This window comes from Allobosea sp. AK1, assembly GCF_006714945.1.
GTDB classification, from domain to species: domain Bacteria; phylum Pseudomonadota; class Alphaproteobacteria; order Rhizobiales; family Beijerinckiaceae; genus Allobosea; species Allobosea robiniae.
In genome coordinates this window covers 3,620,610-3,633,780 of the sequence record NZ_VFMG01000001.1, presented here as the reverse complement: position 1 = coordinate 3,633,780, position 13,171 = coordinate 3,620,610, and the positions used below count along the sequence as shown (strand labels likewise).

Genomic DNA, 13,171 nt, shown 5'->3' with positions numbered 1-13,171 from the left:
AGATCGCAGATGATGGAGACCGTGATGAGGCTGGCAGCCGATGACGTCGCGCGTTCGCTGCGCGGCTCCTGGCACCTCATGACGCGGGGCGCCGAAGCTCTCCCCGAGCTCGACCTGACGCGGGATGGGTTCTGGCGCTCCTTTCTCGCCTTCGCGCTGATGCTGCCGGCGACGGTCGCGATCCTCGCGGCGGTGCGCCTGGTCGCCGGGCTGCCGAACAGCGCCGGATTGTTCGCCGCGCCGACGCTCGCCCTGTCGGTGATCGCGGCGATGGCGCTCACCATCCTTGCCGTCCCGGCCCTGCTGATCGTGCTGCGCCCGGAGCTCGCGCAAAGTCCGCGCTTCACTAGCTTCGTGATCGCCTGGAACTGGGCCGGCATCGTCTCGGCCAGCCTGATGGCGGTCCCGGCGGCGATCTTCGCGATCGGCTGGGCGCCGCCGAAGCTCGCTATCGTGCAGTCGCTCTTCTTTGCCGCGATCGTGCTGAGGCTGCGCTATTGCGTGGCGCGGGCGGTTTTCGGACCGGTAGCCCGCGGCATCGCCCTGCCGCTGGTCACTGCCAGCCTCGTCCTCGACTACGGCGTCACGCGGCTGTTCGGCCTGTTCTGAGGCGCCGCGGCCTCAAGCCGACGGATCGACATAGTCGACCCCGGCGAGATAGAGCCCGCAGGACGGCGCCAGCGCCGCGCATTGCGAGCGGTCGCGGGCGGCCAGGACCTTGCCGACCTTGTTCTCCGGCCAGCGGCCCATCCCGACCATCTTCAGGCAGCCGACGATCGAGCGGACCTGATGATGCAGGAAGGAGCGGGCATGGACATAGACGACGATCTCGGAGCCCTCGCGGCGGACATCGCAACGATCCAGCGTGCGGATGGGACTGTTGGCCTGGCATTCGGCGGCACGGAAGGTGGTGAAGTCGTGCTGGCCGAGCAGCGCCTTGGCCGCGCGGTCCATCGCCTCGTGATCGAGCTTGACCGGCACATGCCAGACGCGGTCGCGATCGAGCGCCGGCTGGGCCCGGCGGTCGAGGATGCGGTAGACGTAATAGCGGCGCCGCGCCGAGATGCGGGCGTCGAAATCACCGGGGACCAGTTCGGCGCTGAGCACGGCGACAGGAATCCGCTTCAGCCGGGCGTTGGTTGCGTCGCGCACGACATCGGTGCGCCATTCCTTGTCGATATCGACATGGGCGACCTGATGGGTGGCGTGGACGCCGGCATCGGTCCGGCCGGCGCAATGCAAGCGGACGGGATGACCGCAGAAGGCCTCGACAGCCTCCTCGACGCTCTGCTGCACGGACGGGCCGTTGAGCTGGCGCTGCCAGCCCGAGAACGGCGTGCCGTCGTACTCGATGACGAGCTTGTAGCGCGGCATCAGAGTCCGCTACCGAAAAGTGCGAGGCGGTTTTCGGACAATGGCCTGCTCATTCAAAGCTTGTCGCCGGCTCCGAGCCGGGCGCCGCGCAGGAACTCGGCCCCGCTCATCGGCGCCTTGCCGGCGCGCTGGACCTGAAGCAGCTTCACCGCCCCGACGGCGCAGGCGACACTGCCCTCGTCGTCGAGCAGCGTGCCAGGCTCGGCCGCGCCGCCGGCCCGGGCCGTGCGCAGGATCTTCAGGCGCTCCGGCCCCTTGCCGAGGTCGATCTCGGCGAAGGCACCCGGGAAGGGCGAAAGGCCGCGCACGAGATCGTGGACCTGCTGCGCCGGCAGGGTCCAACTCAGCTTCGCCTCGGCATTCGCGATCTTGCTCGCATAGGTCACGCCCTCTTCCGGCTGCGGCGTGAACTGCAGGCCGCCGCGCCCGAGCGCCGCGAGCGCGCGCACCATCAGATCGGCGCCGAGCAGGCTGAGCTGATCGTGCAATTCGCCGGCCGTCATGTCCGGGCCGATCGCAAGGTTCTCGACCATGGCGACGGGTCCGGTATCGAGACCGGCTTCCATCTTCATGACACAGACGCCGCTCTCGGCATCGCCCGCCATGATCGCACGCTGGATCGGGGCGGCGCCGCGCCAGCGCGGCAGCAGCGAGGCGTGGAGATTAAGGCAGCCGAGCTCCGGCAGATCGAGGATCGCCTGGGGCAGGATCATGCCATAGGCGACGACGACGGCGACATCGGCCTGGTGCGAGGCGATGATCTCGGCCTGCTCCGGCGTCTTCAGCGTCTTGGGCGTGAAGACCGGGATGCCGAAACGCTCGGCAGCGCGATGCACCGGCGAAGGCTTCGTTTCGAGGCCGCGGCCAGCCTGCGCCGGGGGGCGGGTGTAGCAGGAGACGACCTCATGCCCCTGGCCTACGATCTCGGTCAGCACCGGCACGGCAAAATCCGGCGTGCCCATGAAGATGACGCGCAAGCTCATACGCTCGACCTTACCTTGGCCCGGCTCGATACCGGGAAGAATAGAACAGCCCTCATCCTGAGGAGCAGCCAGAGGCTGCGTCCCGAAGGATGATCCTGTCGCCTCCTGAAGCACCCTTCGAGACGCCGCGCACCGCGGCTCTCAGGACGAGGGCTCGGATACGACCGCTCGCTACGCAGCCCGTTCGCGCTTGGCTGCCTTGGCGAATTTCTTGGTGACGCGCTCGCGCTTCAGCCGCGAGATATGGTCGATGAAGAGCACGCCATCGAGATGGTCGATTTCGTGCTGCAGGCAGGTCGAGAGCAAGCCATCGGCCGCGATTTCATGGGTCTTGCCGTCGAGATCCATGTAGCGGACCTTGACCTCGGCCGGGCGCTCAACCTCCTCGTAATATTCCGGGATCGAGAGGCAACCTTCCTCGTAGGCGCTGAATTCGTCCGAGGACCAGGTGACCTCCGGGTTGATGAAGACCTGCGGCTTCTTCGGTTCGGGCTCCTCGCCCTCCTTCGTCTCGGGCTTCGACAGGTCGATCGTCACCACGCGCAGCGGCACGCCGATCTGGATCGCCGCGAGCCCGATGCCGGGCGCGTCGTACATCGTCTCGAACATGTCCGCGACCAGCGTCCTGATCTCGGGCGTGACGGCCTCGACCGGCTTCGAGACGAGGCGAAGCTGGGCGTCGGGCAGGATGACGAGCGGGCGAACGGACATGGGATTCCAAGGAGAAAGAGCTGTTGAGCCCGGGACATAAGCATTTGTGGAGGAGCGGTCAAACTGTTCCGCTTTCGTTCGCAATTCCCTGCCGAATCGGCTAGGCTCCCGCGCATGAACGAGATCGCCTTCACCCTGCTGGAACGCCCGGTGACATGGGCCGAGGCCGCGCTGGGCTTCGGGGGCCTGAGCCTCGCCCTGCTGCTGATGGCGGTGATCGCCAGCTGGCGCGGCGGCCGGAGCCGCGCGATCGAGGCAGCGATGGCGACTGAGCGCGCCCGCGAAATGGACGACAAGGTCGCCGAAATGAACCGCCAGCAGGCCGAGCTCGCCGGCCGGATGCAGTCGATGGCCGAAATCCTGTCGACCCGGCAGGGCGATCTCGCCCGCCTCGTCGCCGACCGGATGGACGGCCTGAGCCACAAGGTCGGCCAGGGCCTTGAGCAGAATGTCCGCCAGACCACCGAGAGCCTCGGCAAGCTGCAGGAGCGGCTGGCGGTGATCGACAGCGCCCAGAAGAACCTGACCGATCTCACCTCCGAGGTCGTGACGCTCCGCGACGTGCTCGCCAACAAGCAGGCGCGCGGCGCCTATGGCCAGGGCCGGATGGAAGCGATCGTCCGCGACGGGCTGCCCGCCGCCTTCTTCGCGTTCCAGCCGCAGCTTTCCAACGGCAAGCGGCCGGACTGCCTCGTCACCCTGCCCGGCGACGGGCGCGGCCTCGTCATCGACGCCAAATTCCCGCTGGAGAGCTTCACGCTGCTGCGCGAGGCGCGCGGCGACGACGCGAAGAAGACGGCCGGCCAGCGCGTGCGCAGCGATGTCGGCGTGCATGTGAAGGATATCGCCGAGCGCTATTTCCTGCCCGGCGAGACGCAGGACATCGCCCTGCTCTTCGTGCCCTCCGAATCGATCTATGCAGATCTGCACGAGCATTTCGACGATGTCGTCCAGCGGGCGCACCGGGCGCGCATCATGATCGTCTCGCCCTCGCTCCTGGCACTGGCGATCCAGCTGATGCAGTCGCTGGTTCGCGATGCGCGGATGCGCGAGGAAGCGCAGGTGATCCAGACCGAGGTCGGCAAGCTGCTCGACGACGTGCGCCGGCTCGGCGAGCGCGTCGACAAGCTCGACAATCATTTCCGGCAGGCACAGGACGATGTCGGCCAGATCAAGACCTCGGCCGGCAAGGTGACGAGTCGCGCCGAGAGGATCGGCGCGCTCGATTTCGACGACGAGAAGAGCGAGCCGAAGCTGCCCTTCGCCAAGGGGCTGGAGCTGAAACGCGCTGCCGAGTAGGCACCGGCGCCTTCACGCCTGCCGTCACGGCAAACGCTTCCTGCGCTTTTGATTTCTGCACTTGCGATGCGGAAGCTGCGCTGCTCGGCCGGCCACAGCGAAAGTACGCGCTCATGCCCGGGCGGCCCGCCCGTTGCGGCATTAGAACAGTTTTAAGCATTATCTGGAAGAAATTCAGGCGCTATCAGCACTCAATACGATCGAATGCCGGCCTGGACTAGGCATCTCGACCACGCCTGCAGCCTAAATCTATGCGTTGCCGGCGGCGTGCACTCCGTAGCTGCCATACCGCGTCGTTCTTCCCGAGAGATGGCTCTTCATGCTGAAACTGCCTTTTCTGCGACTTCCGATCGCGACACGTCTGGCGATATTGGCCGTATTGATTGTCGGCGTTGCGGTGGCGGCCTCTGTTGCGGTGTCCCTTCGCGCGGCCGAGAAGGCGATGCGGGAGCGGGCCCAGTCGAGCCTGACGGTCAACATCAACCTTCTGCGGGATATCCTTCTTGCCAAGGGCGAGCCCAGATTCGAGGGCGGCAAACTCATTTTCGGCAGTGAAAGCGTCAACGGCAACTTCGCCGCGGTCGACAAGGTGAAGGAGCTTTCCGGCGGTACCGCCACTGTCTTCATGGGCGATACCCGGGTGACGACCAACGTCATGAAGCCGGACGGCACCCGGGCCGTCGGCACCAAGCTGGCACAAGGCCCGGCCCATGATGCCGTCTTCAAGGAGAAACGCACCTATTCCGGCGCGGCCGACATTCTCGGCGTGCCCTATTTCACGATCTACGAGCCGATCATCCAGAAATCGGACGGCAACGTGATCGGCATTCTCTATGTCGGCATCAAGCAGGAGGAATTCCTGGCCGTCATCGGCGAGATGATCCGCGCCAACATCATTGCAGGCCTGGCGATCGCGGCCGTCGCGGCGGGTCTGCTGTTCTGGCTCGTACGTCGCATGATGAAGCCGCTCGCGACCTTGAGCGCGGCTCTGAAGCGGCTCGCTCAAGGTGATCTGGACACGCCCGTTCCCGCTTTCGGCGGCGACCGCGAGTTCGGCGCCATGGCCAACGCCGTCGAGGTGCTGCACCATGCATCCATCGAGAAGATCCGGCTGGAACAGGATGCTGCCGCGCAGGCCGAATTGATGGGTGAAACCCGCCGCCAGACAGAGGCACAGCGACAAGCGGCGGCGCGCGAGCAGATGGAGCAGGCTCAGGAACTGGAACGGGTCGTCGAAGCGCTCGCCAAGGGGCTTGCCGCCCTTTCGGAGGGCGATCTGCGCCACCGCATCGAGGCGGACATGCCCGCCGCCTATGCCAAGCTGCGCGACGACTTCAACGAGACGGTGGATCGCCTCTCCGACACGGTCGCGACGATCCAGACGACCTCGGCCGATGTCGGCCTCGCCGCGCGCGAGATCAACATGGGCGCCGACGATCTGTCGAAGCGCACCGAGGAGCAGGCCTCCTCGCTCGAGGAGACCGCCGCCACCACCGAGGAGCTCGCGGCTTCCGTGAAGGCCTCGGCCCAGGCCTCGAAGGATGCAGCCCGGATCGCCGACGAGGCGATGCAGGCAGCCGAGAGCGGCGGCACTATTGCCGGCCAGGCGGTCGACGCCATGGCCAGGATCGAGAGCGCCTCGCAGAAGATCTCCGATATCATCCGGGTGATCGACGACATCGCCTTCCAGACCAATCTGCTGGCGCTCAACGCCGCGGTCGAGGCGGCCCGTGCCGGCGATGCCGGCAAGGGCTTCGCCGTCGTCGCCTCGGAAGTGCGCACCCTGGCGCAGCGTTCGAGCGAGGCGGCCAAGGACATCTCCGGCCTGATCTCCTCGTCCAATGTCGAGGTCGGCGAGGGCGTCAAGCTGGTGCGTCAGGCCGGCGACCAGCTCAGCCGCATCCTGGCGGCCTCGCAGAAGGTCGCGGCGACGATCGCCGACATCTCGGCGGCGTCGGGCGAGCAGGCCAACGGCATCGACGAGATGAGCCAGGCGGTGGCGCATCTCGACGAGATGACCCAGCAGAACGCGGCTCTCTCCGAGCAGAGCGCGGCCTCGGCCAACGCCCTCTCCGGCCGGATCGAGCAGCTCAACGGACTGGTCGCGACCTTCAAGACCGATCAGGGCCAGACCTCGGCGTCGCGCGCGCCTGTCCCTGCCCGCCCGGCAGCGTCGGAGCCGGACCGGTTGCGCCAGCTCGCCGAAGCGGCCTTCCAGCAATCGCGACGCCCTGCCCCTGCCGAGACCGTGAAGCGCACGGCCAATGCCCGCAACGGCAGCACAGGCTGGGAGGAGTTCTAGCTCCTCCCGACCCATCCTGCTTCCGCTCGCTTCCCGGTTCGCGTCAGGAAGCGTTGCGTTCCAGGGTAGCCGACAGCTCGGGCTTCACGTTCAGCGTCTGGAAGACCACGCAATAGCGCTCGGTGAGCTTGAGCAGCGTGTCGAGCTTCTCCTGCGGCGCGTCGGTCTCGACGTCGAAGGAGAGGCGGATCGCCTTGAAGCCGACGGCCGCGTCCCTGGCGACACCGAGCGTGCCGCGGAAATCGAGATCGCCCTCGGCGCGGACCACGCCCTTCTTCAGCTCGATCTCGAGCGCCGTCGCGACCGCCTTCAGCGTCACGCCGGCGCAGGCGACCAGCGCCTCCAGCAGCATGTCGCCGGAGCAGAGCTCGGCGCCCGAGCCGCCCGTGGCCGGATGGAGGCCTGCGAGCGCGATGGCACGGCCGGTCTCGACCTTGCAGGCGATGTGCTGGTCGTCGAGCTCGCCATGGGCCTTGAGCGTAATGACCGCCGCCTCGGGATTGGTCCGGTATTCATCCTTGAGGGGGGCCTGCAAGGCCCGCAGTGCGGTGACGTCCATGGAATTCGAGCCTCTCGTTCGTCCTGAAGATCGCTTATGCGGCTGATAGGCTGAAAGCAGGGCTGCGTGCCAGCCCGGCCGATGCGATCCGGTCCGGCTACCACCACATGCCCGCGGTCTCGGCCGCCTTCTCCTGATGCGGGGCCTCGTCGCGCAGCGAGCGGTCGAGCGCGCGCAGGGCCTCGCGCTTCGCCGCCTCGAAGGCCGGCGAAAGCCGGTCGCGCGGGCGGGCGAGCGGGTTGTCGAGCTCGTCGAAGATGCGACCGGGCTTGGGCTGCATCACGACGATGCGGTCGGCCAGCGTCACGGCTTCCTCGACGTCATGCGTGACCATGACCACCGTCGGCCGGCTCTCCTGCCAGAGCGCCAGCAAGTGGCCGTGCAGGCTCGCTCGCGTCGTCGCGTCGAGCGCCGAGAAGGGCTCGTCCATCAGCAGGAGCTTCGGCCGGGTCACGAGGGCGCGCGCGATGGCAACGCGCTGTTGCTGACCGCCGGAGAGTTCGCGCGGCCAGCGCTTCTCATGGCCGGCGAGGCCGACGCGGACCAGCGCATTGGTCACCAGCCCCTCGCGCTCGAAGGCCGAGAGATGCGACAGGCCGAAACCGACATTCTCGGCAACGCTGAGCCAGGGGAAGAGCCGCGGCTCCTGGAAGATGACGCCGACATCGGCGCGCGGCTCGGCGATCGCCTCGCCGTCGAGGCGGATCGCGCCCTCGCTCGGCCGGTCGAGCCCGGCAATGAGGCGCAGCAAGGTGGTTTTGCCGCAGCCGGAGCCGCCGAGCAGCGCGACGATCTCGCCGCGCCCGACATCGAGCGCGATCGATGCCAGCGCATGCGTGCCGTCGGCATAGGTTTTGGACAGCCGGTCGAAACTCAGCACGGGGTTCAACCTTCAGAGCTTGTCGCGCGCCGTATCCTGCCAGGCGAGGAAGGGCCGCGTGATGGCGACGAGCAGGCCGTCCGCCAGCTTGCCGAGCACGGCGAAGCTGATGATGGCCGCGATGATGGAGTCGGGGCGGCCGAGCTGCTGGCCGTCCACGAGCAGATAACCCAGCCCCTCGCTCGCCCCCATGATCTCGGCCGCGACCACGAACATGAAGCCGAGGCCCAGTCCGGAACGCAGCGCGACGATCCAGTCCGGCAGGATCGCCGGCAGGAGCACGCGCCTGACCATGGCGAGGCGCGAGAGGCGGAAGACGCGGCCGACCTCGACGATCTTGCGGTCGATGCCCTGGATCGCCGCGGCGACGCCGAGATAGACCGGGAAGAAGACACCGGCCGCGATCAGCGCCACCTTCGAAGCCTCGAAGATGCCGAACCAGAGAATGAAGAGCGGCACCCAGGCGATCGAGGGGATCGCGCGCAGCGCCTGCAAGGTCGGATCGAGCAGGCTGCGGGCGACAGGCAGCGCGCCCGTCACTGCACCGAACACCGTGCCGGCGAGCGCGCCGAGGCCGAAGCCCGCCCCTACCCGCCAGAGCGTCGCCCCGGCATGGGTCAGGAGTTCGCCCGAGGCGGCGAGGCCCCAGAGCGTGCGCCCGACGACGCTCGGCGGCGGCATCAGGCGCCCGTTGGCGATGCCGGCAGCGACGAGGCATTCCCAGAGGATGGCCAGCACGACCGGCAGGACGAAGCCGGCAACCGCGAGCCCGTAGGAGCGGCGCGGGGCGGCAGGACGCCGCTCCGGCTCGTCCAGGGCATCTGCGATCTCCAGGACGCTCATCGCCTTGGGCTTATGCCGTCAGTTGGTCGCCGCGAAGCGCCGGTCGAGCAGCGCGTCGACCGCGGCCTTCACATCGGTCGAGGCCGGCAGCACGCCGGCATCCTTCAGCGCGATGCCGGCGGCGGTGATGCCGTCGATCTGGGCCTGGCCGATGCTGGAATGGGTCAGCTCCGTACGGGTGAGCTGACGCTCGATTACGGCGTCGGAGAGCTTGGTGGCGTCGACCAGCACCTTCTTGACCTCGGCCGGATTGGCGAGCGCATAGGCGCGCGCTTCCTCGTAGGCCGCCAGCACCTTCTTCACCAAAGCCGGGTGCTCGTTGGCGAAGGCCTCGCGGACATTGAGGATGCCCCAGGTGTTGTCCTCGGGCTTGCGGTAGAACAGCCTGGCGCCGCTCTCGACCTCGGCTGCGGCCATCATCGGATCGAGCCCGGCCCAGGCATCGACATCGCCGCGCTCCAGCGCGAGGCGGCCATCGGCATGCTGGAGCAGGACGAGCTTGACGTCCTTCTCGGTCAGCTTGGCATCGGCCAGCGCGCGAACCAGGAAGATGTGCGGGTCGGTGCCGCGCGTGACGGCGACGCGCTTGCCCTTGAGGTCGGCGACCTTGGTGATCTCGCTCTTGGCGCCGGTGACCAGCGCCGTCCATTCCGGGCGGGAATAGACATAGATCGACTTGATCGGGTTGCCGTTGATCTTGCCGATCAGCGCAGCGGCGCCGGCGGTCGAGCCGAAATCGATCGAGCCGGCATTGAGGAATTCGAGGGCCTTGTTCGATCCGGCCGAGAAGACCCAACGGACCTTGATGCCGTCGGCTTCGAGTGCCTTCTCGAGGATCCCGCGTTCCTTCAGCAGGAGGCTGACGGGATTATAGGTCGCGTAGTCGAGCCGGATTTCCTTGGGCGCCTGCGCGAAGGCCGGCGCGGCGAGGCCGGCGGCAGCGATGAAGGCCAGCGCGAGGCGGCGGGTGATGCTGGTCATGGGGCTTATCCCTCTGTCGATGGTGCGAGGGATCGGGACGGGTGGCGTCCCTGGCCCCACGCTTTAGCTGCACTTGTTTCGCGCCCGCAAGCTGGTGGCTCAAATCGGCGCGTATCCGACCTTTAGGTCCAATCGTTCTGTTTGTCAAACAACACGGAATGAAGCGTCCTTTTCTTTATTTCACATTTTTCAGACGTTTAATTTTGCACTCTGCCTGCCCTCGCCTCCATGTTACGAAAGGCGACGTCCGCCGCAACGGAGCTTTCGTGACCACGCCTCCCGCAAAGCCTGTCCTGTCGCTCGCCGAGATGCTGCAGAGTCCCGAGGCCGAAATCGTGCGGCTGTTCGAGACGGTCAACCGGCGCGACAAGGCCAGGATGCGGCAGCTTCTGATCGCCGGACTCCGGGAGGTGCTCGACGCAGGGCATGCCTCGGCCCGGGCGATCCTGGCCGGCCCGCGCGGCGGGCTCGCCTGCGCACGCCGACTCTCGGCCGTGATGGATGCGGTGGTGCGCGGGCTGCACAGCGCCGCGACCAGCTATTTCTACCCGGCCGACAACCCCTCGCAATCGGAGCGGATCGCGGTCGTCGCCGTCGGCGGCTACGGGCGCGGCACGCTGGCGCCGGGCTCGGATGTCGACCTGCTCTTCCTGTTTCCGCACAAGCAGACGGCCTGGGGCGAGAGCGTGGTCGAATCCATGCTCTATCCGCTCTGGGACCTGAAGCTGAAGACCGGCCATTCCGTGCGTTCGATCGACGATTGCGTGCGCGAGGCCCGCGCCGACATGACGATCCGCACCGCCTTGCTGGAAGCACGCTTCCTGGTCGGCGACCGCCCGCTGTTCGACGAAATGGTCCGCCGCTTCGATGCCGAGGTGGTCGAGGGCACGGCCCCGGCCTTCACCGAGGCCAAGCTCGCCGAGCGCGAGCTCAGGGTGCAGCGGGCCGGCGCCTCGCGCTATCTGGTCGAGCCCAACGTCAAGGACGGCAAGGGGGGCCTGCGCGACCTCAACACGCTGTTCTGGATCGCCAAATACGCCTATCGCGTCCATGACGTGCGCGAACTCGTCGAGGCCGGGCTGTTCGACGAGCAGGAGTTGCAGATGTTCCAGCGCTCGGAGGAATTCCTCTGGCGCGTGCGCTGCTGGCTGCATTTCATCACCGGCCGGGCCGAGGAGAGGTTGTCCTTCGACCTGCAGCGGCAGGTCGCGGCCGCGATCGGCTATGCCGGACGCAGCGGGCAGGCTCCGGTCGAGCGCTTCATGAAGGCCTACTTCCTGATCGCCAAGGATGTCGGCGACCTCACCGCCATCGTCTGCGCCGCGCTGGAGGCGCGCCAGCAGAAGCCGCGCGCGACGCTGTCGAAGCTGCTCGGCACCTTCGCCAAGCGCAAGCGCGAGCGTTCGCTCGGCCATACCGACTTCAAGCTGACCAACCAGCGCCTCGATGTCGTCGACGACAGCGCCTTCGAGCGCGATCCGGTCAACCTGCTCCGGCTCTATGCCATCGCCAGCCGCGAGGATCTCGCCATCCATCCGGATGCCAGCCGGCTGGTGACGCAGTCGCTGCGGCTGGTCACGCCCGGCCTGCGCAACGACCCCGAAGCCAACCGCATTTTCCTGGAGATCGTGACCGGCCGGCGCTCGCCCGAGGTGGTGCTGCGGCGCATGAACGAATCCGGTTTGCTCGGCCGGTTCGTCCCGGATTTCGGCCGCATCGTCGCGATGATGCAGTTCAACATGTACCACCACTACACGGTGGACGAGCATCTGATCCGGGCCATGGGCGTGCTGGCCGAGATCGATGCCGGCGCGCTCGAGGCCGAGCATCCGCTCTCCAACGAGATCATGCCGGCGATCTCCAACCGGCGCGCGCTCTATGTCGCGCTTTTGCTGCACGACATCGCCAAGGGGCGGCCGGAGGACCACTCGATCGCCGGCGCCCGGATCGCACGCAAGCTCGGCCCGCGCTTCGGGCTGACCAGCGCGCAGACGGAGACCGTCGCCTGGCTGGTCGAGCACCATCTCGACATGTCGACGGTGGCGCAGAGCCGCGACCTCGGCGACCCCAAGACGATCGAGAGCTTCGCCGCGACCGTGCAGACACTGGAGCGGTTGAAGCTCCTGCTGATCCTCACCGTCGCCGATATCAAGGCGGTCGGGCCCGGCGTCTGGAACGGCTGGAAAGGGCAGTTGCTGCGCACGCTCTACTACGAAACCGAGCTCGTGCTCACCGGCGGGCATTCGGCCGTCGAGCGCAAGGCGCGGGTCGCCATGAAGCAGGACGAATTGCGCCGGCGCCTGTCCGACTGGAACACCGAGGAGCGCGATGCCTATGTCGCGCGGCACTACCCCGCCTACTGGATCAAGGTCGATCCGGAGCAGCAGGAGAAGCATGCGCGCTTCCTGCGCGAGGCGGAAGCCGCCGGGCGGACCACCGCGACCATCGTCGAGACCGACCAGTTCCGCGGCGTGACCGAGCTGACCGTGCTGGCGCCCGACCATCCGCGCCTGCTCGCCATCGTCACCGGCGCCTGCGCCGCGGCCGGCGGCAATATCGTCGACGCGCAGATCTTCACCACCAGCGACGGGCTGGTGCTCGACACGATCTCGGTCTCGCGCGCCTTCGACCGCGACGACGACGAATTGCGCCGGGCCGAACGCATCGCCGCCGCGATCGAACGGGCGCTGAAGGGCGAGATCAAGATCGCCGATCTCGTGGCGCAGCGGCGCGCCCCGCCGCCGCGCGGCCAGACCTTCCAGGTCGAGCCCGAAGTCGTGATCGACAACGTGCTCTCGGCCCGCCACACCGTGCTCGAAGTGTCCGGCCTCGACCGGCCGGGCCTGCTCTACGATCTCACCACCGCGATCGGGAAGCTCAACCTCAACATCGCCTCGGCCCATATCGCGACCTTCGGCGAGAAGGCGGTCGACGTGTTCTACGTCACCGACCTGACCCATGCGAAGATCGTCTCGACCGGCCGGCAGCTGACGATCCGCAAGGCCCTCATCGACGTCTTCAAGTTCGAGGCGGAGAAGCCGGGCCCGACCAAGGCGAAAGTGCCGGCCCGCGCTTGATTTAAACGACCATAAGGCCGATATCCGGCACGAACGCGGCTGCGGCCCCGCAAGGGGCGGCGCAGCCAAGTCTTTATTTGCCGCATTTTCGCTGACGCGGACCTTCGGTTCTTCACGCGAACCGGCATCCACTTCGCTCGAAAATGCTGAGAAAGGGACGTG

General features: G+C 67.3%; 11 protein-coding genes. 4 read left to right on the top strand and 7 right to left on the bottom strand.

Annotated features, from left to right (window positions below):
• Positions 1-24 precede the first annotated feature (24 nt).
• Positions 25-609, top strand: coding sequence for a hypothetical protein (locus tag FHT98_RS17570; RefSeq protein WP_142114774.1), 585 nt, complete (start codon positions 25-27; stop codon positions 607-609).
• 12 nt (positions 610-621) lie between these two features.
• Here FHT98_RS17570 and truA read toward each other — a convergent pair whose 3' ends face one another.
• The 3 genes from truA to def form a co-directional block, all read right to left on the bottom strand.
• Complete coding sequence (truA, locus tag FHT98_RS17565; RefSeq protein WP_061965408.1) at positions 622-1,374, bottom strand: tRNA pseudouridine(38-40) synthase TruA; 753 nt, start codon at positions 1,372-1,374, stop codon at positions 622-624.
• A gap of 53 nt (positions 1,375-1,427) precedes the next feature.
• Positions 1,428-2,357, bottom strand: a complete 930-nt coding sequence (gene fmt, locus FHT98_RS17560; protein WP_061965410.1) for a methionyl-tRNA formyltransferase — start codon at positions 2,355-2,357, stop codon at positions 1,428-1,430.
• 171 nt (positions 2,358-2,528) lie between these two features.
• On the bottom strand, positions 2,529-3,068 hold the full coding sequence (gene def / locus FHT98_RS17555; RefSeq protein WP_061965412.1) for a peptide deformylase: 540 nt from the start codon (positions 3,066-3,068) through the stop codon (positions 2,529-2,531).
• A gap of 114 nt (positions 3,069-3,182) precedes the next feature.
• Between def and FHT98_RS17550 the strand changes: the two genes are divergently transcribed.
• Together FHT98_RS17550 and FHT98_RS17545 are read left to right on the top strand one after the other, a co-directional pair.
• Positions 3,183-4,367 (top strand): DNA recombination protein RmuC, encoded by a 1,185-nt coding sequence (locus FHT98_RS17550; protein WP_061965413.1) that lies wholly within the window; start codon positions 3,183-3,185, stop codon positions 4,365-4,367.
• Between the two features lie 415 nt (positions 4,368-4,782).
• On the top strand, positions 4,783-6,669 hold the full coding sequence (locus FHT98_RS17545; protein ID WP_185745201.1) for a methyl-accepting chemotaxis protein: 1,887 nt from the start codon (positions 4,783-4,785) through the stop codon (positions 6,667-6,669).
• Positions 6,670-6,712: 43 nt separating this feature from the next.
• Here the strand turns inward: FHT98_RS17545 and FHT98_RS17540 are convergent, their stop codons facing one another.
• The 4 genes from FHT98_RS17540 to FHT98_RS17525 all read right to left on the bottom strand — a co-directional run bounded on the left by FHT98_RS17540 (position 6,713) and on the right by FHT98_RS17525 (position 9,932).
• On the bottom strand, positions 6,713-7,228 hold the full coding sequence (locus tag FHT98_RS17540) for an OsmC family protein (RefSeq protein ID WP_061968360.1): 516 nt from the start codon (positions 7,226-7,228) through the stop codon (positions 6,713-6,715).
• 97 nt (positions 7,229-7,325) lie between these two features.
• Entirely contained in the window at positions 7,326-8,108 is a 783-nt protein-coding gene (locus FHT98_RS17535; RefSeq protein WP_061969105.1) for an ABC transporter ATP-binding protein, read from the bottom strand.
• A 12-nt stretch (positions 8,109-8,120) separates the two neighbouring features.
• Positions 8,121-8,951 carry an ABC transporter permease gene (locus FHT98_RS17530; protein ID WP_061968362.1) on the bottom strand — a complete coding sequence of 277 codons (831 nt, stop codon included), beginning with the start codon at positions 8,949-8,951 and terminating at the stop codon, positions 8,121-8,123.
• A gap of 18 nt (positions 8,952-8,969) precedes the next feature.
• Complete coding sequence (locus FHT98_RS17525) at positions 8,970-9,932, bottom strand: aliphatic sulfonate ABC transporter substrate-binding protein (protein WP_142114772.1); 963 nt, start codon at positions 9,930-9,932, stop codon at positions 8,970-8,972.
• A gap of 308 nt (positions 9,933-10,240) precedes the next feature.
• On the opposite strand from FHT98_RS17525, the gene FHT98_RS17520 reads away from it, so the two are divergent.
• Complete coding sequence (locus FHT98_RS17520) at positions 10,241-13,009, top strand: [protein-PII] uridylyltransferase (RefSeq protein ID WP_142115806.1); 2,769 nt, start codon at positions 10,241-10,243, stop codon at positions 13,007-13,009.
• Positions 13,010-13,171 lie beyond the last annotated feature (162 nt).